At 70.7% G+C, this 17875-nt stretch carries 18 protein-coding genes and 1 pseudogene; 8 read left to right on the top strand and 11 right to left on the bottom strand.

Annotated features, from left to right (window positions below):
- Nucleotides 1-101 precede the first annotated feature (101 nt).
- A pseudogene (locus MUY22_RS15465) lies at nucleotides 102-212 on the bottom strand (hypothetical protein); the annotation flags it as partial.
- Here MUY22_RS15465 and MUY22_RS49465 point away from each other — a divergent pair.
- Both MUY22_RS49465 and MUY22_RS15460 read left to right on the top strand, forming a co-directional pair.
- The gene (locus MUY22_RS49465) at nucleotides 205-327 is read left to right on the top strand and encodes a hypothetical protein (RefSeq protein ID WP_256475934.1); all 123 of its coding nucleotides are present in this window, start codon (nucleotides 205-207) and stop codon (nucleotides 325-327) included. The pseudogene MUY22_RS15465 and the gene MUY22_RS49465 overlap by 8 nt on opposite strands.
- Entirely contained in the window at nucleotides 324-797 is a 474-nt protein-coding gene (locus MUY22_RS15460) for an HIT family protein (protein ID WP_247060444.1), read from the top strand. The genes MUY22_RS49465 and MUY22_RS15460 overlap by 4 nt, the downstream gene beginning before the upstream one ends.
- 410 nt (nucleotides 798-1207) lie before the next feature.
- Here the strand turns inward: MUY22_RS15460 and MUY22_RS15455 are convergent, their stop codons facing one another.
- From MUY22_RS15455 to MUY22_RS15445, 3 genes are all read right to left on the bottom strand, one after another.
- Complete coding sequence (locus MUY22_RS15455) at nucleotides 1208-1744, bottom strand: HNH endonuclease (protein ID WP_247060443.1); 537 nt, start codon at nucleotides 1742-1744, stop codon at nucleotides 1208-1210.
- A 538-nt stretch (nucleotides 1745-2282) separates the two neighbouring features.
- Complete coding sequence (locus tag MUY22_RS15450) at nucleotides 2283-2723, bottom strand: GNAT family N-acetyltransferase (protein ID WP_247060441.1); 441 nt, start codon at nucleotides 2721-2723, stop codon at nucleotides 2283-2285.
- A 16-nt stretch (nucleotides 2724-2739) separates the two neighbouring features.
- Nucleotides 2740-3402: a hypothetical protein gene (locus MUY22_RS15445; RefSeq protein WP_247060439.1), complete on the bottom strand. Its 663-nt coding sequence runs from the start codon at nucleotides 3400-3402 to the stop codon at nucleotides 2740-2742.
- Between the two features lie 177 nt (nucleotides 3403-3579).
- Between MUY22_RS15445 and MUY22_RS15440 the strand changes: the two genes are divergently transcribed.
- Both MUY22_RS15440 and rfbA read left to right on the top strand, forming a co-directional pair.
- A complete protein-coding gene (locus MUY22_RS15440; protein ID WP_247060437.1) occupies nucleotides 3580-4716 on the top strand; it encodes a sialidase family protein in 1137 nt (378 codons plus the stop codon).
- Between the two features lie 76 nt (nucleotides 4717-4792).
- The gene (gene rfbA / locus MUY22_RS15435; protein ID WP_247060435.1) at nucleotides 4793-5674 is read left to right on the top strand and encodes a glucose-1-phosphate thymidylyltransferase RfbA; all 882 of its coding nucleotides are present in this window, start codon (nucleotides 4793-4795) and stop codon (nucleotides 5672-5674) included.
- Here the strand turns inward: rfbA and MUY22_RS15430 are convergent.
- The 3 genes from MUY22_RS15430 to htpX all read right to left on the bottom strand — a co-directional run bounded on the left by MUY22_RS15430 (nucleotide 5671) and on the right by htpX (nucleotide 9015).
- Nucleotides 5671-6981: an NtaA/DmoA family FMN-dependent monooxygenase gene (locus MUY22_RS15430; RefSeq protein ID WP_247060434.1), complete on the bottom strand. Its 1311-nt coding sequence runs from the start codon at nucleotides 6979-6981 to the stop codon at nucleotides 5671-5673. The genes rfbA and MUY22_RS15430 overlap by 4 nt on opposite strands.
- 1 nt (nucleotide 6982) lies before the next feature.
- A complete protein-coding gene (locus tag MUY22_RS15425; RefSeq protein WP_247060433.1) occupies nucleotides 6983-8077 on the bottom strand; it encodes an LLM class flavin-dependent oxidoreductase in 1095 nt (364 codons plus the stop codon).
- Nucleotides 8078-8154: 77 nt separating this feature from the next.
- The gene (gene htpX / locus MUY22_RS15420; RefSeq protein ID WP_247060432.1) at nucleotides 8155-9015 is read right to left on the bottom strand and encodes a zinc metalloprotease HtpX; all 861 of its coding nucleotides are present in this window, start codon (nucleotides 9013-9015) and stop codon (nucleotides 8155-8157) included.
- 144 nt (nucleotides 9016-9159) lie between these two features.
- Between htpX and MUY22_RS15415 the strand changes: the two genes are divergently transcribed.
- From MUY22_RS15415 to MUY22_RS15405, 3 genes are all read left to right on the top strand, one after another.
- The gene (locus tag MUY22_RS15415) at nucleotides 9160-10128 is read left to right on the top strand and encodes a YncE family protein (protein ID WP_247060431.1); all 969 of its coding nucleotides are present in this window, start codon (nucleotides 9160-9162) and stop codon (nucleotides 10126-10128) included.
- 40 nt (nucleotides 10129-10168) lie between these two features.
- A complete protein-coding gene (locus MUY22_RS15410) occupies nucleotides 10169-11044 on the top strand; it encodes an LLM class F420-dependent oxidoreductase (protein ID WP_247060430.1) in 876 nt (291 codons plus the stop codon).
- Nucleotides 11045-11126: 82 nt separating this feature from the next.
- Nucleotides 11127-11720 (top strand): hypothetical protein, encoded by a 594-nt coding sequence (locus MUY22_RS15405; protein ID WP_247060429.1) that lies wholly within the window; start codon nucleotides 11127-11129, stop codon nucleotides 11718-11720.
- Here the strand turns inward: MUY22_RS15405 and MUY22_RS15400 are convergent.
- From MUY22_RS15400 to MUY22_RS15390, 4 genes are all read right to left on the bottom strand, one after another.
- Nucleotides 11713-12813, bottom strand: coding sequence for a lanthionine synthetase C family protein (locus MUY22_RS15400; RefSeq protein WP_247060427.1), 1101 nt, complete (start codon nucleotides 12811-12813; stop codon nucleotides 11713-11715). The two genes, MUY22_RS15405 and MUY22_RS15400, sit on opposite strands and share 8 nt — an antisense overlap.
- Nucleotides 12810-15746: a lantibiotic dehydratase gene (locus MUY22_RS15395; protein WP_247060425.1), complete on the bottom strand. Its 2937-nt coding sequence runs from the start codon at nucleotides 15744-15746 to the stop codon at nucleotides 12810-12812. The genes MUY22_RS15400 and MUY22_RS15395 overlap by 4 nt, the downstream gene beginning before the upstream one ends.
- Nucleotides 15747-15812: 66 nt before the next feature.
- The gene (locus tag MUY22_RS49460) at nucleotides 15813-15935 is read right to left on the bottom strand and encodes a hypothetical protein (protein ID WP_256475932.1); all 123 of its coding nucleotides are present in this window, start codon (nucleotides 15933-15935) and stop codon (nucleotides 15813-15815) included.
- 129 nt (nucleotides 15936-16064) lie between these two features.
- On the bottom strand, nucleotides 16065-16433 hold the full coding sequence (locus MUY22_RS15390) for a YrdB family protein (protein WP_247060423.1): 369 nt from the start codon (nucleotides 16431-16433) through the stop codon (nucleotides 16065-16067).
- Nucleotides 16434-16642: 209 nt separating this feature from the next.
- Between MUY22_RS15390 and MUY22_RS15385 the strand changes: the two genes are divergently transcribed.
- Nucleotides 16643-17875, top strand: coding sequence for a class I SAM-dependent methyltransferase (locus tag MUY22_RS15385; protein ID WP_247060421.1), 1233 nt, complete (start codon nucleotides 16643-16645; stop codon nucleotides 17873-17875).

Here is a 17875-nt window from a genome sequence, read left to right as displayed (position 1 = left end):
ACGAGCATCCGCGTCTGGTCGACGGCGTCCGGCCAGTAGCCGACGTAGGTGTTGAGCGTGACCGTGGGCGTGGTGTGGCCCATCGCGAGCTGAACGGTCTTGACGTTCGCTCCACCGAAGATCAGCACCGTGGCGAAGTAGTGCCGCAGATCGCGCAGGCCGAAGCCCTCCGGCAGGCCAGCGGCCTTCACGGCCGGACGCCAGATGTACATGTGGGACGTCGACTACGACAAGGACGGCAGGCCCTTGCAGGCCGCTCACGACGTCTACGCGGGCGACAAGCACGAGTTCATCTACGAGTGGAACAAAGGCAACATTCAGCCATGACGAGCGAGTGGCCCGGCAACTGGGCTGACCGGATCAGCGGCGAAGCCTGTGAGATGTGCCAGTCGAAACGCTTGGACGAAGACACCTACGGAATCCGGTTCTTCGAGACGGCCAATGTGGACGCCGTGCTTCAGCGAGCCGACATCCAGCGCGGGTACACGCTCGTCATCTGGCGTGGGCGCCACGTCGTTGAGCCATTCGAGCTGAGCGAGTCGGAGGCGCAGGCGTACTGGAAGGCGACGTTGACCGTGGCGAAGGCGCTGGCCACGTTCTACCGGCCGCTCAAGATGAACTACGAGACGCTGGGGAACACCGTCCCGCATCTCCACACGCACCTACTGCCGCGCTTCGTCGAGGACCCTGCTCCGGGGAGGCCGTTCCCGCTGCTACCTCAGAGTGGCAACGAAGCCCGGATCGACCCTGCACAACTCGCCAGCGACGCCGCAGCGCTTCGGGCTCTCCTCGGTTGAGCCGCTGGCCGTGAGGCGGAGGCTTGGTGAGAACTTTCTCTACAGGATCAAGGCAGCCCCTCCGGGGCCGCTCGGCCCCACTTCTTTGCCCCGGCCAAGCCCTCGCGGGGGCGTGCGGCCTAGCGGCCGGTCCCCCGCGAGTCGGCCGGGGCGAGTGGGCCGAAGGGTTCCGGTAAGCCGCGGATCCAAGAGAAGGTGTCCTCGCCGGACGGGCAGGTCTCCGAGATGGCCGGCAGGGCTCGCACGTTGCGTCCGTGGTTGTCCAGACGGCATCTCGTCAACCTCCCGGAGGGCTATCACGCCGCGTCAAGGGGGCGGTTTCGAAGCTCGGTCACGGTCAGCGGAAGGTGCCCCCTTGACCCGACGTGATCGGGCTGCGCCAGGTCGACGAGATGCCGAGAGGCCACCCACTAATCTTCATTTAGCTCCAACTCGGCACCATCAACCGGACGAGCAGCCATCCATTTAGACACAAATTCTCGACCTTTGCCAGTAATTTTGTAGCTTTCACGAGCCGGAATACCCATAATAGAAATCATGCCACCACCACGATTGACTTTCTCAAGCATTTCATCTCGCAACAGATACCAAAGCTGCAGGTCAAGGCCACCTTGAAGCTCAAGAATATCAGCATCAGGCGACATCGAAAACAGTTCAAGAACCCGCTTCTCAAGATCTCCGTAACGATTGTTGAGAACCGACAGGTTTGCCTTATAGAGATGGATCGACTTGCGATCAATATTCCCAGCCGTCTTACGCGCATGACAATTTGCACACAGAACGATCATGTTCGAGAACTCGTGCTTGCGGACCTTCGCCCAATCCTCGATGTGATCGAATTGCAAAGGTGTCGCCTGCCGGCAAGTCGGGATCGCGCACCGATGCCCAGCCTCTACGAGCAGCTCACGCTTGAGCGCTGCTGGGATTTTCGGCCGATCCTCTGCCATGCGCCGCTCCGTTCATGAGGCATCACGAGGCGCACAGTCTTACATGACGTATGTGGGTACAAATCCGGTACAGACGGCACCAACTAGCGACGACCAACGACCACCATCAACGGGCACAAACCTGCAGCTCAGAGCCCCACACCACGGCATCACCCCAGGTCGGACGCAGTTCACGAACTACCGCTGAGCAGGGGGTTGACCTGCGGGTATCTCGGATCGAGGTGCTCGCGGGTCCGCCTGAAGTACTCGTAAGTGAAGGCTCCGGCGGGCTGATCCCGGAAGCCGCGCACCTAGCCGTGGCCGCGAGGAAAGATGTCCTCGCCGGACGGGCAGGTCTCCGAGATGGCCGGCCTCATATGCAAGTCGCGTTCGTGGGTGGCCGGGCGGCATCTCGTCGACCTCCACAAGGGCTATCACGCCGCGTCAAGGGGGCCGTTTTCGGCACCCGTCGCGTTAGGCGGAAAGGGCCCCCTTGACCCGGCGTGATCGGGCTTCGCCAGGTCGACGAGATGCCGCGAGGCCACCCACTGGTCTTCGATCAGTCTCGGTCGCGGCGGTAGCTGTAGTGGATCAAGCCCTCGTGGTACTTGCCCACCCGGTCGTACAACGCGCGTGCCGGGGCGTCCTCCAGTGTGTTCCAGTACAGGCCCGGGAAACCCTGCTCCTTCGCGTCCCGTGCCACCCAGTCGATCATCGCCGTCGCGATGCCCCGCCGGCGGGCTTCCGGGGCCACGAACAGGTCCGCCAGGTAGCACTTCGCGGCGTACCAGATGCTCGCGTGGAACAGGTAGTGCGCTGCGCCCACCACCTCGCCGTCCAGGCGGGCGGCGATTCCGCGGGTCCGGTCGTCGTCCAGCAGGCGGCGCCAGGTGCGTTCGTAGGCTTCGTCGGCTCGCTCCACCTCGAAGTGCGCGTCCTTGCCGCGGGCCAGGACTTCCCAGCCTGCGCGGTCGGATTCGGTCAGGAAGCTGATCTCCACCAACGAATACCTCCGCTCAGGACGGCATGATCGTCCAGGTCGCCTCGTAGCCGTCCACCCTCAGGTACGCCGGACCTCGAACGTCCCGGTCCACCTCGACGTCGCCGATCTCGTTCACCAGCAGGTCGCCGGTCTCGGTGGACTGCACCCACAGGGCTATGTTGCCGCGGGTCTTCGCTTTGAGGTGGACGCGTGTGATGCCCGCCGGGACGCGTAAGACTGCGTCGCCCTTTCCCGAGGTCAACTTGCTCGCCTCCGGGAGGCTTCGGTAGTCCGCGATCGTCGCCGTCCAAGGGGCGTCCGCCAGGACCGTCACCTTTCTCGTGGGGCGGTCCGGTTCCGTGTTCAGCCAGGTCGTGCCCTTGTACGCGCCGATCGCGTTGACCAGGCCGAACTCGCCGCCGTCGGTGCTGATGATCACGTTGCCCGCGCACTTCGGGCAGTCGAACGTGAAGAAGCCCAGCTGGTCCGCCGGCCACGTCACCGCGAACTGGCCTTCGCCCTTGCCCGTGTGCGTCTCCGGCGGCACGTCACGCGGAGCGGCCGGCGCAGTCGTCGGAGGAGCCGCCGGTACGGCAGCAGCAGAAGAACCAGCGGCCACGATCACGCCGTACCCGGTACCCGACGCGCACCCCGACACCAGCACCACGGCCGCGAGCGCGCACACCACTTTCTTCATCAGATCCCCCTCAGTGATCTTTCGGCCGGCTTTGCCCCGGCGTTACCGTCGCCTTGTGTGATCGATCACCCAATCGGGCGCAGGCAAACCCCGAACGTGCGAACGCCGCGCGACCGTCCACAGCAGACCGCCCGCAGCGTGTTGTAATCGCGCGGTCACTGCGTGGAGAGGGTCAGGATGCGCCGTTTGCTCGTCTTCGTGCTTCCGCTGGTCCTCGTCACCGCCCTGCTGACGCCCGCGAGCGCCGCCGAACGGCAGCAGCTCGTTCCCGGCTACGGCTCCTACGCCCGGCTCGTGCGGCTCGAACACTCCGCTTTCGGACGCGGACGCATCATCGCCGCGCTCACCAGCGAAGACGCCGGGGGCAAGTTCACCCCCGTCATGGAGAGCACGGACGAAGGCGCGTCGTTCCACGAGATCGCCGAGATCCACGACCCCGACGGCCGCTACGGCATGTGCTGCGGCACCCTCTACGAACTCCCGCAGCGCGTCGGCCGGCTCCGCGCGGGCACCCTGCTGTGGGCCGCGTCCTACCGGCAGGACGCCGGAGCGCAGCGCCGCGTCGGGATCAAGATCTGGGCCAGCAAGGACGGCGGCCGCTCCTGGGGGTTCCTGGCCGAAGCCGCCCGCTCGCACAACATCGACGGCATCTGGGAGCCGGAGTTCACCGTCGACGCCGGGGGCACGCTCTGGCTGCACTTCGCCGACGAGACGCAGGCGCCGAAGTACGCGCAGGTGCTCAACCGCGTCGCCTCGACCGACGGCGTGAACTGGGGCACCAAGCAGCTCACCCTGGCCATCCCGCCGGACCGGGTGCGCCCCGGCATGCCGATCATCCGGCGGCTGCCCGACGGCCGGTACTACTTCGCCTACGAGATCTGCAACTTCCGCGACCGCTACTGCGACCCGTACTTCAAGATCTCGCCCGACGGCGCCAACTGGGGCAGCCCGACCGACCCCGGCACCCGCGTCAACACCGCGAACGGCAACTACTTCCAGCACGCGCAGACGATCACGTTGTTCCCCGGCGGGCCGAACGGCGTCCGGATCGTCATGGTCGGGCAGATCTACACCGACGCCAAGGGCAAACCGCAGCCCGGCAACGGCCAGGTCCTGCTCGCGAACGACAACTTCGGCAGCGGCAACTGGTACGAGCTGCCCGCGCCGGTGCACATCACCGGCATCTACAACAACTTCTGCCCCAACTACTCCTCGACGCTGCTGCCGGTGGACGACGGCAAGAACGTCCTGGAGATCGCCACCGAGTACAACCTCGGCTGCAAGGCCTACTTCGGCAAGGGGCCGGCCTTCTAGCGCTTCCCCATCACGGCTCCACCCGCTGCCCCGTAGGGTGGGCCGCGGCGGTGGACCGAGCAGAGGGAGGCAGCGAATGAAGGGCATCGTGCTGGCCGGAGGCAGCGGGACACGCTTGCACCCGATCACCCAGGCGGTGTCGAAGCAGCTGCTCCCCGTCTACGACAAGCCGATGGTCTACTACCCGATCTCGGTGCTGATGCTGGCCGGGATCCGCGAGATCCTCATCATCTCCACCCCCGCTGACCTGCCGATGTTCCGCAAGCTGCTGGGCAACGGCGACCAGTTCGGCCTCGCGTTCACCTACGCCGAGCAGGCCAGTCCCAACGGGCTGGCCGAGGCGTTCGTGATCGGCGCGGACTTCATCGGCGACGACGACGTCGCGCTGGTGCTCGGCGACAACATCTTCTACGGCCAGGGCTTCTCCAGCCGGCTGCAGGCCGCGGTCCGGGACCTCGACGGCTGCGTCCTGTTCGGCTACCCGGTCAAGGATCCCGAGCGCTACGGCGTCGGCGAGGTCGGCGCGGACGGCAAGCTGGTCTCCATCGAGGAGAAGCCGGCCAAGCCCCGCTCGAACAAGGCGATCACCGGGCTGTACTTCTACGACAACCAGGTCGTCGAGATCGCGCGGGCGCTCAAGCCGTCGCCGCGCGGCGAGCTGGAGATCACCGACGTCAACCTCACCTACGTGCGCCAGGACCGCGCGACGCTGATCGAGCTGAGCCGCGGGTTCGCCTGGCTCGACACCGGCACGCACGATTCGCTGCTCGAGGCCGGGCAGTTCGTGCAGGTGCTGGAGCACCGGACCGGCGTGCGCATCGCCTGCCTCGAGGAGATCGCGCTGCGGATGGGCTTCATCGACGCCGACGAGTGCTACGCGCTGGGCTCGAAGCTCGCGAAGTCCGGCTACGGCGACTACGTCAAGGCCGTCGCCGTGGCGGCGGGAGCCGCGGCCTAGAACAGCTGGTCGCGCAGCGTCGGCCCGGCGTACTCCGTCCGGAAGACGCCGCGTTCCTGCAGGTGCGGGACGACTTTCTCGACGAACTCGTCGAGCCCGCCCGGGGTGAGGTGCGGGGCGAGGACGAAGCCGTCGGCGGCGTCGGACTGGACGTACTCGTCGATCGTCGCGGCCACGGTCGCGGGCGAGCCGACGAACTGCTGGCGCGCGGTGGCCTCGATCACCAGCTCGCGGATCGACAGCTTCTTCTCTTCGGCGAGGGCCCGCCACTTCGCGGCCAGCGCGGCCGGGTCCTTCTCGTGGCGGACGCGGCCCCAGGTCAGCGGCGCGGCGTCCGGGTCCGGGTCGATGTCGGGCAGCGGCCCGTCGACGTCGTAGGCCGACAGGTCGCGGCTCCACACCTGCTCGAGGAACTGGATCGCGGTGGCCGGGCGGACCTGCTGGTACCGGATCTCCCGCGCGCGCTCCGCGGCTTCGGCGTCGGTGTCGCCGAGGACGAACGCCGCGGCCGGCATGATCAGCAGCTCGCCGGGCTCGCGGCCGTAGGTGCTCAGACGCCGCTTGACGTCGTGGAAGAACGCCTGGCCGTCTTCGAGCGTGCCGTGCCGGCTGAAGATGACGTCGGCGGCCTTCGCGGCGAACTCGCGGCCTTCGCCGGAGTCGCCGGCCTGGATGACGACCGGCTGCCCCTGCGGCGTGCGCGGCAGCGTGAACTCACCGTGGATGTCGAACTGTGGTCCACTGTGGACGAACTTGCCGGGGTCGCGCGCGAAGACGCCGTTCTCCTTGTCCCCCACCAGGGTTCCGGGCTGCCAGCTGTCCCACAGCTCGCGCACGGTGGCCAGGAACTCCTCGGCGCGCGCGTACCGGTCCTCGCGCTTGAGGAAGCCGCCGCGCCGGAAGTTCCGGCCGGTCCAGGCGTCCGGCGACGTCACGACGTTCCACGCCGCCCGCCCGCCGGAGAGGTGGTCGATGCTCGCGACCTGGCGCGCCACCTCGTAGGGCTCGTTGAACGTCGACGAGAGCGTCCCGGCCAGGCCGAGGTGGGTGGTGACGGCCGACAGCGCGGCCAGCACCGCGGTCGTGTTGGGCCGCCCGACGACGTCGGTGTCGAGGATCTTGCCCGCGTGCTCGCGCAGCCGCAGGCCTTCGGCCAGGAACAGGAAGTCGAGCTTGCCGCGTTCGGCCGTGCGGGCGAGGTGCTCGAACGACGCGAAGTCGATCTGGCTGCCCGCCGCCGGGTCGCTCCACACCGTGGTGTTGTTGACGCCGGGGAAGTACGCGGCGAGCTTGATCTGCTTGGTCATCTCAGGCTCCCGGGGTGACGGCGTACTGGTTGACCGCGCGGCCGAGCCCGAGGTGCTCGCGCAACGTCGAGCCGCGGTAGCCGGGCCGGAACGCGCCGGCCGCGCGCAGGGCCGGGACGACCTCGCCGGTCAGCAGGTCGAGGTCGTCGGGCAGCACCGCCGGCCGCAGGTGGAAGCCGGCGACGCCGGACTCGGCGGCCCAGCGCGGCAGCTCGGCGGCCAGCTGCGCGGGGGTGCCGACGAACGACAGGCCGACGGGCTCGAACGGCGTCAGCGCGTCCAGCTCCCGCCGCCGGTCCCGGGCGGTCTGCGCGGTCTCGGCGAGCACGATCGAGACGGTCGCGAGCACCTTCGCGCCGGGGAACCGCGCGGCCGCGGCGCGCACGGCGTCGAGGTGGTCCGCCCTGGTGATGACCAGGTCGGCGGCGACGGCGTGCGGGGAATCGCCGTAGACGGCGGTCACCGGGTGGCCCTGCGGCGGCCGCGGCGTGATCGACGGGCCCTTCACGCTGAAGAAGTCACCCTCGAAGTCGACGTAGTGCAGCTTCTCCCGGTCGATGAACCGGCCGGTGGCCGCGTCGCGGATGATCGCGCCGTCCTCCCAGCTGTCCCAGAGCCGGGTGACGACGTCGACGACCTCGGCGTTCTCCGCCTCCGCGGCGGCCTCGGCGGGCGCCGCGCGCCGGCCGAAGTGCGCGGCCTCGGCGCCGGTGCGCGACGGCACGGCGAGCACGCCGGCGCGGCCGCGGCTGGCGTAGTCCAGCGTCGCGACCGACGTCGAGACGTGGAACGGCTCGGTGTGCGTGGTGGTGACCGTCGGCACCAGGCCGATCCCGCTGGTCGCCGGCGCGATCGCGGACAGCGTGAGCAGCGCGTCGAGGCGGCCGCGGACGACCTCTTCGCCGCCGGACTGCAGCGCCAGCGAGTCGTCGAGGGTGACGAAGTCGAGCGAAGCCGCCTCGGCGAGCTTCGCGTACTTCAGGTAGTGGCCCGAGGTGAACAGCGCGGCGGGCTCGGCCGCGGACACGCGCCACGCGGCCGGGTGGTACCCGGCCCCGTCGATGGCGACGCCCAGGTGCAGCTCTGCGGAGACCATGCCTGCGCAACTCCGCGCGCCCGACGTGGATTCCCCGTCCCAGCATGTGGAAGACCTACGAAAGTGACGCCTGGGGGTCAGAGGCCGCCGGGGGCGCGGCGGGCCATCTCCTCCAGCCGCGCGATGCGGTCGGCGATCGGCGGGTGCGTCGAGAACAGCTTGCTCATGCCCTCACCCGGGCGGAACGGGTTCGCGATCATCAGGTGCGACTGCGACACCAGCTGCGGCTCCGCGACCAGCGGCCGCGCCCGCGTGCCCGCGTCCAGCTTGCGCAACGCCGAGGCCAGGCCCAGCGGGTCGCCGGTCAGCTCGGCGCCGGACGCGTCGGCCTGGTACTCCCGCGACCGGCTCACGCCCATCCGGATGACGGCGGCCGCGATCGGCCCGACGAAGAGCAGCAGCAGGCCGACCAGGGGGTTCCCGTCGCGGTTGTTGCCGCCGAAGAAGAACGCGATGTTCGCGAGCACGCTGATCAGGCTGGCCAGCGCCCCGGCGACGCAGGAGATCAGGATGTCGCGGTTGTAGACGTGGGACAGCTCGTGGCCGAGCACGGCCCGCAGCTCACGCTCGTCGAGGATGTCGAGGATGCCGGTGGTGCAGCAGACCGCGGCGTGACGCGGGCTGCGGCCGGTGGCGAACGCGTTCGGCGCGGCCGTCGGGCTGAGGTACAGCGCCGGCATCGGCTGCCGGGCGGCCGTCGCGAGCTCGCGCACGATCCGGTACATCGCGGGCTGCTCGGCCTCGGACACCGGCTGCGCGTGCATCGCGCGCAACGCCAGCTTGTCCGAGTTGAAGTAGGCGAAGGCGTTCATCCCGAGGGCGATGACCAGGCCGATGACCAGGGCACCGCGCCCGAAGAGCCCGCTGATCGCGACGATGATCGCCGACAGCAGGCCGAGCAGCAACGCCGTCTTCAACCCGTTCTGGTGCCCGTGCACGCGCGCTCGCCTCCGTCCGCTCTTTCCCGCTCTTCTGGTGGGTTACCCACTGGAAACAACGCGATCGGGGGACCCGAAGTTCCTTCGCGTGATCATCGCGCGGGTTACGCTCGGGAGGCGAATCGATCACGAGCGGAGGCGCCGATGCGAGGCCGCCGGATACGTCGGAGGACCCTGTTCGCCCTGGTCACAGCGGGCGCGGGGGCGGTGTTCCTGCCCGGGGTCGCGCGCGCGGAGAACGTCCGGTCGATCGAGCTGGGCGGCGCCCCGACCGGGATCGCGGTGAATCCGGTCACCGGCCTCGGTTACGTCACGGATCCCCAGGCCGGGACCGTTTCCGTAGTGGACCCGCAGAGCGCGACGATCGGCGCGGTGGTCCGCGTCGGCGGCGCGCCCGGCGACATCGCGGTCGACTCGGTCGCCAACCGGATCTACGTCGCCAACCCGCCGGCCGGCACCGTCGTGGTGCTGGACGGCCGCACCCACGACCTGGTGAGCGTCATCGGCGCGGGCGCCGGCGCGGCCACCCTGGCGGTCGACGAGCAGGCCAACCGCGTCTACGCGGCCAGCGGAGGCACCGGCATGCTCGCCGTGCTCGACGGCGTCAGCTGCTCACTGGCGGCCCTCGTGCCCGGCCCGAAGCCGAGCCTGGGCGGCATCGCCGTCGACCCCGGCCGCAAGCTGGCCTACTGCGCCAGTACCGACACCGACTCGGTGGAGGTGTTCGACATCGACGCCGGGGAGTTCGTCGCGAGCGTGCACGTCGGGGCGAAGCCGACGGCGGTCGCGGTGCACGCCGCGAGCGGCACGGTGTACGTCGCGAACTCCGGCATCCACCACATGTCCATTGTGGACTCCTCGACGCGCACCGAACGCAAGACCGTGTTGCTGCGCAGCGAATCCTCCGCGCTCGCCGTGCACCAGGGCACGAACACGGTCTACACCAACGGCGGCCAGAACGGGATCGGCCGGATCGACGGCGCCACGGGCACGCTGACCGGCGACCTGTCGCTGGGCGTCAACCCCGGCGACGTCGCCGTCGACCAGCGGACGCACACGGTGTTCGTCACGGATCCCTTGCACGGCAGGGTTTCCCTCATCGGGGATTTCTGAGCACGCACCTGGGGTAACTCCAGGTATACGGTCGGGGACTATGAAACTCGGACTGCAGATCCCCGACTTCACCTGGCCGAACGGGGCGTCCGCGCTGGGCGCCGACCTGGCCGCCGTCGTCCGCACCGCCGACCAGGCGGGCTTCGACTCCATCGCCGTGATGGACCACTTCTTCCAGATCGGCGGGGTCGGCCCCGTCGAAAACGACATGCTCGAGGCGTACACCACCCTCGGCTTCATCGCGGCGCACACCGAGCGCGCCAAGCTGCTGACCGTCGTCACCGGTGTCCTCTACCGCCACCCGGGCCTGCTGGCCAAGGCGATCACGACGCTGGACGTGCTCTCCGGCGGCCGCGCGATCCTCGGCGTCGGCGCGGGCTGGAACGAGGAGGAGTCGAAGGGCCTCGGCTTCCCCTTCCCGCCCCTGAAGGAGCGTTTCGAACTGCTGGAGGAGAACCTCCAGTACATCCTGCAGATGTGGGCGGAGGGCGACGCGCCGTTCAAGAGCGCGCACTTCGACGCGTCGCGGCTCCTGAACGTCCCGCAGGTGCTTTCGAGCCCGCGGCCGCCGATCATGATCGGGGGCGGCGGCGAGAAGAAGACGCTGCGTTTCGTCGCGAAGTACGCCGACCAGTGCAACCTCTTCAACAGCCCGGAGCTGGAGCACAAGCTCGACGTCCTCAAGCAGCACTGCGAGACCGAGGGCCGCGACTACGGCTCGATCACCAAGACCGTCTACCACATCCTCGACATCGGCGAGGACGGCGAGAAGACGGGCGAGCTGCTGAAGGAGCTGGAGCGGCTGAACGGGCTCGGCATCGAGGTCGCCCTCGGCATGGTCCCGCACGTGCACAACCCGGCGATCCTTGAGAAGTTCGGCACCGACGTCATCCCGGCCGCCGAGCAGATCGGCTGACCTGCCGGACAAAAGAACAATCAATTCCCCGCGGATCCCCTGATATCGTTTCTTCGATATTTCGGGATCTGCGGGGGCCACCATGACGGAATCACCGGCTCGGCTGAACGTGATCGCCCCGTCCTGTCTCGGCGAGGCCCTTTCGCCGCACGTGTTCCTGCTCGAAAAGCAGGACATCCGGCTGGTGCTGACGGCCGATCTGTCCTGCACCCTGCGGGAACACCGCGGCGCGGTGGCCGCGGTGCCCGCTTTCACCGAAGCCGAGGTATCGGTGATCAGCGCGCTCCGGGCCGCGTTTCCCGGGCAAGCGGTGATCGGCGTCGTCGACGACGCCTCCGGTAATCAGACATACGCCGCGATGCACGCCGGGGCGCACGGCGTGCTCAACATCCAGCTGCCGCCGTCCCGCGCGGTGACCGTGATCCACCGGCAGGCCGCGCGCCTCGCGCTGGCCACCCCGGATCACCCCGGCGCCGCGCCGGCGTTGAGCGTGAGCGACTTCGCGGTGCTCGAGATGGTGATCGAAGCCCGGTCGACGCGGGAGATGGCCCGGCGCTTCTACTGCTCCGAGCGGACGATGTACCGGCGCCTGAAGGACATCTACGGCCACATCGGCGTCGACGGCCGCCGCGGGCTCCTCGAACTGCTCGCCACGCGCCGGCGGGTGTTCAGCTGAACAGCAGGACGCGGTCCCACGACGACGGGCCGCGCCCGTCGTACCCCGCGAACGGCAGCAGCGCGCACGCCACTCCGGCCGCGCCTTCGACGAGCCCGGCCACGTCGACGGGCGCGCCGGATTCGTGGTGCCGGAACAGGAACTCCGCCGTTTCGTCCGCCCCCGCGGCCACGCGCCGGGCGACGCGGCCGGCCGCGGCCAGCAGCTCCGGATCGCCGGTGGCCGTGCCGACGCGGTGCAGGGCGCGCAGCAAACCGGCGTAGCCGTGGCAGACGGTCGGGCCGTCGAGGTGCCATTCGGCCTCGGGACGCCGGGTGACCGCACGCAGGGACTCGACCGCGAGCCGCTGCCAAGCCGGTTCGCCCAGCACGGTCCCGGCCCGGTGCAGGGCGACCGCGACGCCGGGAGCGCCATAGCACCAGGCGCTCTTGGCCGGGACCGGGGTTTCCGCGGCCCAGGCCGGGAAGTACGGCCCGGCGGCGTCTTCGCCGGCGACGTCACGCAGCCAGCCGGCGAGGTGGTGCATCGCGTCCTGCTGGCCGGGCACGAGCCGCTCGTGTTCCGCGGCGAGGGCCAGGAACGCGAGGATCCCGGTGACGCCGTGGGCCATCCCGGCGTCGGCGCCGGGCCGGGTTTCCGTGACCGCCAGCCGGACCAGCGCGTCCAGGGTCGGTCCGACGTCGGCACCCGCGTCGAGCAGGACGCGCCCGAGCCCGGTGAGGCCGTTGACGACGTCGTAGCCGCGCGGGTGGGCGAGCCGGTGCGCCTGCGCGGCCTCGGCGTACGCGGTCAGCCGCGCCCGCAGCCCCCGGTAGCGGCCGGTGCCCGCCGCGCACGTCTGCGCGGCGGCGAGCACCGCGGCCGGGCCCTCGTACAGCCCGGCGGCCGGCGCGGCGTCCAGTGCGGCCACCGCGGCCGCGAGGTGCCGGTGGGCCACCGGCAGCCACCGCTCGTCCGCCCGGCCCAGCTCGCCGAACAGCATCGCGACGCCGGGGTGACCGCGGAACAGCGAGGTCGGCCGTGCGCCGCCCGATCCGACGGGCGTGAGCCGCCGCGCGGTCTCGGCCACGAGCGCCGCGAAGTCCGCGGTCACGAGTGCTTCCGGCGGCCGAGGTGGTCGAGAACCGCGGCGCGCGCGTAGCCGTGCACCTTCCGCTCCCGCTCGACGGGCCCGCCGAACAGCCGGTTGCACGTCATGTGCAGCAGGCTCGCCAGGATCTCCTCGGCGTCGCTCGGCTCGCGGACGACGTCGCCGTAGCGGCGCACCGCCTCGTCGCGCGGGCCGAGCGCGTCGACGACCGCGCGTCCCTCGGCCGTCGCGCGCAGGCCGGGCCAGCCGCCGGCCGGGTCCACGAGGGACCGCCACCGGACGCGGTTCCGGGCGTACTCGCGGCCTGGAGCGATGGCCGGCAGCCGGTCCGCGGCACCGAACGCGTGGGCCAGCGCCGCCAGCGACACCGCGGCCAGCTCGTCCAGCGAAAAGGCCGTTCGCCGTTCCAGATCCAGCAGCCTCAGCGCGAGCTCGCTGTCGGCGTGGAACACCGCCTCGGCCGCCGGCATCGCCGCCGGGCCGCCGTAGCGCTCCAGCTCCGGCTCGTGGCTCGCCACCAGCCAATCGCCGATCAGCCGCTGGTCCGACCACTCGCCGAGCCGCGCCGCGAGGCGGGGGAACACCGACGGCCACAACGTCGCCGGGTCGCCGTGGAACCGCAGCCGCAGAACCGGGTCCGGCTCCGCGTAGCGGACGAAGTACCAGGGCTCGCAGGCTTCGGCGGCCAGCGCCGGGAGCCGGTCGCGCACGACGTCCGGTCGCGGCGAGAAAATCTTGACGTACAGCCACTCCCCGCCCGGCTGGTACCGGCGGCGAGCCAGCGGCGGCCGGGGCGGCGGCGCGGACCGCACCGGCGTCCGGCGGCTGAGCCCGACGACCACCTCGGCGGGCCGGCCGCCCAGCCAGCCACCCGGATCGACGGACTCGGTGGCGACCAGGCCGGCGTCCTTCCGCAGCTCGTCGCGCAGGATCGCCCGGTGCCACGGGTCGGCCAGGTCGAGCGTCAGCCGCTGGTCCCGGCTGCGCACCTCGATCCGCTCCGGCACCCGCCACACCGTCCGCCAGCGCTCGACCGCGCCGGGCCAGGCGTCGTCCGGCACGTCGCGCAGGGCGTCCAGCCGCCACACCGCCGGGCTCAGCACCGTGCGCCGGTAGCGCACGCGCGGCAGGTACGGCCCGGCGAGCGCGCTCCCCCAGTCCCACGGTTCCCACAGCCGCGTCCCGGTCAGCCCGGCGTCGTGCAGGAACCGGACGACGTTCGGCGCCTGGTCCTCGAGCCGCAGCATGTTGTGCACCACCGGCAGCAGCTCGGTGCCGGTCGGGACGTGCACGACGGTCACCCGGCCGCCGGTCACGCCGACGGCGAGATCGGCCGGCTCGAGCGTCCCCCCGGGCAGGCCGACCGCGATCCGCCGGCCGGTGTGGGCGGGCGTGTTGACGACGTTCGCGCCGCGCCCCTCGCGCGGCTGGTAGGCCAGGGTCACGGCCTGCTCGTCCCGCTCCACGACGTCCGGGTCGGGGAGCATCCCGGCGAACCGGCTCGCGGTCGCGCCGGGCTGGTACGACCCGTGGCTCGGCGCGGTGACCAGCCGGAACTCGCCGGCGGCGAGGTCCTCGACCGAGGCCGCGCACAGCTGGAAGCAGTACTCGCCGAAGCGCGTGACCTCGGCCGGGTCGCCGTCGTCGGCCAGGGCGTCGACGGTCTCGTCGTCGAGCACGACCTCGCGCGCGCCGTCCCGGACCACCTCGGCCACCAGCGCCGCCACCCGGCGGTCCCGGGCGGTCCGCTCCGGCGGCGGCTCCGGCGTCGCGGGCCGCGCGGCCGGCCACCGGTAGCCCGCCGGGGCGCCGATCCCGGCGGTCTCGTCGAGGGCCTCCAGCAGCGGGACCAGCCGTCCGGCGCCGTACCGCGCGGTGAACCGGGCCTGCCACTCGCCGAGGACGGCCCGACGCGGCGACATCCGCCACATCGCGGTGACCGCGGCCGCGGCCTCGGCGCGGACGTCCTCCGGCAACCGGACGCGCAGCCCCTGCCGGGTGTCGACGTGCACGGGGTTCTCGTGCGGCCGCACGGCCCGCGCGAGGGCGACGACGCGACGGAGTTCGGCGGTCCCTTCGCCGATCGGCCGCGCGTCGTAGGCGTCACGCGCTTCGGCCACGGCGACGAGCGCGTCGCGCAGCGGTACGACCGCACCGCGGCGCCCGGCCGCGGCCAGCACGTCGATGACGTGGGTGAGCGGGTCACCACCGTCGAGCGGCGGCCGCAGCGACGTCAGCAGCACGCCCTGGCGCACCAGCTCGGCGATCAGCCCGATGGCTCGGGGGTCGGAGACCGGGAACCGGTCCCGCAACGCGGCGACGACGTCCGCGACAGGACGGGCCGGGCGCGTCTCGGCGAGCACGGCCTCGACCGCCGGGGTGCACCGCACCGAGACGGCCGCGCGGCGCCCCGCCGAGGGCGTGTCGAGGTGCAGCCGGTCACCGCGGCGGACCACCGTCGAGTGCGCTTGGACGTCGAGGTAGGGCAGCAGGCCGGGGTCCGGTTCGGCCGCTTCGACGACCTCCCGCAGCCAGCCGAGGTCGACGCGGGTCCGCGTCCGCGCCGGTCCGTCGTCCTCCACCTTCGGCGCGACGTCGAACCGGCCGGCGGACACCCCGGCGAACAGCCCGAACGGCGTCGGCCGGGTCCGCGAGCGGAGGTCGTACTTGAGCACGGCGAGCGCGGCCCGCCGCAGCTGAGCAGGCTTGCGCGCGGCGAGCCGGCCGCTCCGCGCGTCCGCCAGGACCGCGGCGAGGCTCGGGCTGGCGACCTCGATCGCTTCGGCCAGCTCGGCCTCGGCGGCCGCGGCGCGCAGGACGTCCCGGCACGCCTCGGGAGCCGGGCCGCCGGGGGCGGCCGGCAGCCGCGCGGCGCCCGAGCGCAGCGGGGTGCGTACGACGAAACCGTCGTGCACCCGGAAAATCTCGTCACCCATTTCCGGCCTCCGGGAAACCGGCGGCGGAAAACCGGAACCGGTCCGGTTTTCCGCCCGCCGCGGCGATCAGAAGGCCGAGCAGCAGTCGGTGCCGAGGATCCAGACGACGACGTCCGGGTTGAACTCGGCCTGGACGTCGAGGTCGAACTCGTCCGGCACGACCTGCATCTCACCATGTGCGTTCTGCATGATTCCGCTCCTGTCCGTGGGTACGGGGATTTCGACGTTCACCGGGGCCCTGGTGCTCACCCAGTAAATGGGCGAACCCGCGACCGGGGCAATCGCCGGCGGACAGGTTGGCAGTGATGGCAGGGCCGGTCAGCCGTCCTTGGCGACGCGGCGGGTGAGGGCCGCGACGCCGATGCCGACGACGGCCAGCACGATCCCGGCGATCACCCAGCCGACCAGGGCCAGCACCACGCCGGTGGCCGCGAACAGGGCGAACTCCACCAGGAAACGGGCCGGTTCCGGGAGCCGCCGGGAGGCCTTCGGGGCGATGAACAGGCCCCAGACGGCGGCCGCCGCCACCGGCAGCAGGACGGCGTCGACGATCGCCAGCACCACACCGCCGCCGAGCTGGGTACCGGCCAGGGCCAAGCCGCCCAGGAGCGCCAGTTCCGTCAGGAACCGGACCGTCAGCACCACACCCGCGACCCCGCTCAGGCGGGGAGTCGGCTCCGAAGTCATCCGCCCAGCGTAGGGCCCAAGTCCACTGTGGACGTTACGGATCCGGACCGGCACCGTCCGTGATCTGCACCACAGGTCACCTGCTTGGCGTGGTGATGTTGCGGTTCCGAATCGGTCCACCGGCCCGGCACGCGTCGCTGTAACGACCTTCCACCGCCGCTCGACGTGTCTAACGCACATCGCGACCGCGAGTCCAAGGAGCCTGGTAGATGACCACATGTCGACTCTGCGGTTCGACAAACACGGCCAGCGTCGTGGACCTCGGCGCGACTCCCCCGTGTGAGCGATTTCTGACCGCCGAACAGCTCGACGAGCCGGAAGCCACTTTCCCGCTGCACCTCATCGTGTGCACCGAGTGCTGGTTGGCGCAGATCCCGCCGTTGATCGACCCGGACGACACCTTCACGGAGTACGCGTACTTCTCCTCCTTCTCGACGTCGTGGGTGGAGCACGCGAAGCGGTTCGTCGACGGCTCGGTCGAGCGCCTCGGACTGGACGAGAAGTCGTTCGTCGTCGAGGTCGCCAGCAACGACGGTTACCTGCTCAAGCACGTCGTCGGGCACGGGATCCGGTGTCTGGGAGTCGAACCTTCGGTGAACGTCGGGCAGGCCGCGCGCGACGCCGGCGTGCCCACCCTGACCGCGTTCCTCTCCGAGGAAACCGGCCGTCAGGTGCGCGAGGAGCACGGGCCGGCCGACCTGGTCGCCGCCAACAACGTCTACGCGCACATCCCCGACGTCCTCGGCTTCACCAAGGGCCTGCGCGCCCTGGTCGCGGACGACGGCTGGGTCTCCATCGAGGTCCAGCACCTGCTCACGCTGATCGAGAAGAACCAGTACGACACGATCTACCACGAGCACTTCCAGTACTACACGGTCGAATCGGCCCGCCGCGCCCTCGCGACCGGCGGCCTGACCGTCGTCGACGTCGAACTGGTGCCGACGCACGGCGGGTCGATCCGGCTCTGGGCGCGTCCCGACAAGGTCGCGGGCGAGCCCAGCGAGCGGATGACCGACGTGCTGGAGCGGGAGAAGGCCGCCGGGCTGCACGAGCTGTCCGGGTACACCGAGTTCGCCGAGCGCGTCACCCGCGTGCGGCTGGACCTGCTGAAGTTCCTCATCGAGGCGCGCAACGACGGGAAGACCGTCGTCGGCTACGGCGCCCCGGGCAAGGGCAACACCTTGCTCAACCACTGCGGGATCCGGACGGACCTGCTGAGCTACACCGTCGATCGCAACCCGTACAAGCACGGCCGCTTCACGCCGGGCACACGCATTCCGGTGCTGCCCCCGGAGCGGATCGAAGCCGATCGGCCCGACTACGTGCTCGTCCTCCCGTGGAACCTCCGGGAGGAACTGACCGAACAGCTGTCGTTCGTGGGTGCCTGGGGCGGAAAGCTCGTGTTCCCCATCCCCCGCCTGGAAATCGTCGAGGTGTCTTGA

Source organism: Amycolatopsis sp. WQ 127309 (genome assembly GCF_023023025.1).
Lineage (GTDB): Bacteria > Actinomycetota > Actinomycetes > Mycobacteriales > Pseudonocardiaceae > Amycolatopsis.
Note: the sequence above shows the minus strand (reverse complement) of the source record. Positions and strands in the feature narration are given on the sequence as shown.

Bases quoted from the DNA above. Each gene is read 5' to 3' on its own strand.
- MUY22_RS49465 (WP_256475934.1), top strand. From the start codon at position 205: ATGTACATGTGGGACGTCGACTACGACAAGGACGGCAGGCCCTTGCAG.
- MUY22_RS15460 (WP_247060444.1), top strand. From the start codon at position 324: ATGACGAGCGAGTGGCCCGGCAACTGGGCTGACCGGATCAGCGGCGAA.
- MUY22_RS15455 (WP_247060443.1), bottom strand. From the start codon at position 1,744: ATGGCAGAGGATCGGCCGAAAATCCCAGCAGCGCTCAAGCGTGAGCTG.
- MUY22_RS15445 (WP_247060439.1), bottom strand. From the start codon at position 3,402: ATGAAGAAAGTGGTGTGCGCGCTCGCGGCCGTGGTGCTGGTGTCGGGG.
- MUY22_RS15440 (WP_247060437.1), top strand. From the start codon at position 3,580: ATGCGCCGTTTGCTCGTCTTCGTGCTTCCGCTGGTCCTCGTCACCGCC.
- rfbA (WP_247060435.1), top strand. From the start codon at position 4,793: ATGAAGGGCATCGTGCTGGCCGGAGGCAGCGGGACACGCTTGCACCCG.
- MUY22_RS15430 (WP_247060434.1), bottom strand. From the start codon at position 6,981: ATGACCAAGCAGATCAAGCTCGCCGCGTACTTCCCCGGCGTCAACAAC.
- MUY22_RS15425 (WP_247060433.1), bottom strand. From the start codon at position 8,077: ATGGTCTCCGCAGAGCTGCACCTGGGCGTCGCCATCGACGGGGCCGGG.
- MUY22_RS15415 (WP_247060431.1), top strand. From the start codon at position 9,160: ATGCGAGGCCGCCGGATACGTCGGAGGACCCTGTTCGCCCTGGTCACA.
- MUY22_RS15410 (WP_247060430.1), top strand. From the start codon at position 10,169: ATGAAACTCGGACTGCAGATCCCCGACTTCACCTGGCCGAACGGGGCG.
- MUY22_RS15405 (WP_247060429.1), top strand. From the start codon at position 11,127: ATGACGGAATCACCGGCTCGGCTGAACGTGATCGCCCCGTCCTGTCTC.
- MUY22_RS15395 (WP_247060425.1), bottom strand. From the start codon at position 15,746: ATGGGTGACGAGATTTTCCGGGTGCACGACGGTTTCGTCGTACGCACC.
- MUY22_RS49460 (WP_256475932.1), bottom strand. From the start codon at position 15,935: ATGCAGAACGCACATGGTGAGATGCAGGTCGTGCCGGACGAGTTCGAC.
- MUY22_RS15390 (WP_247060423.1), bottom strand. From the start codon at position 16,433: ATGACTTCGGAGCCGACTCCCCGCCTGAGCGGGGTCGCGGGTGTGGTG.
- MUY22_RS15385 (WP_247060421.1), top strand. From the start codon at position 16,643: ATGACCACATGTCGACTCTGCGGTTCGACAAACACGGCCAGCGTCGTG.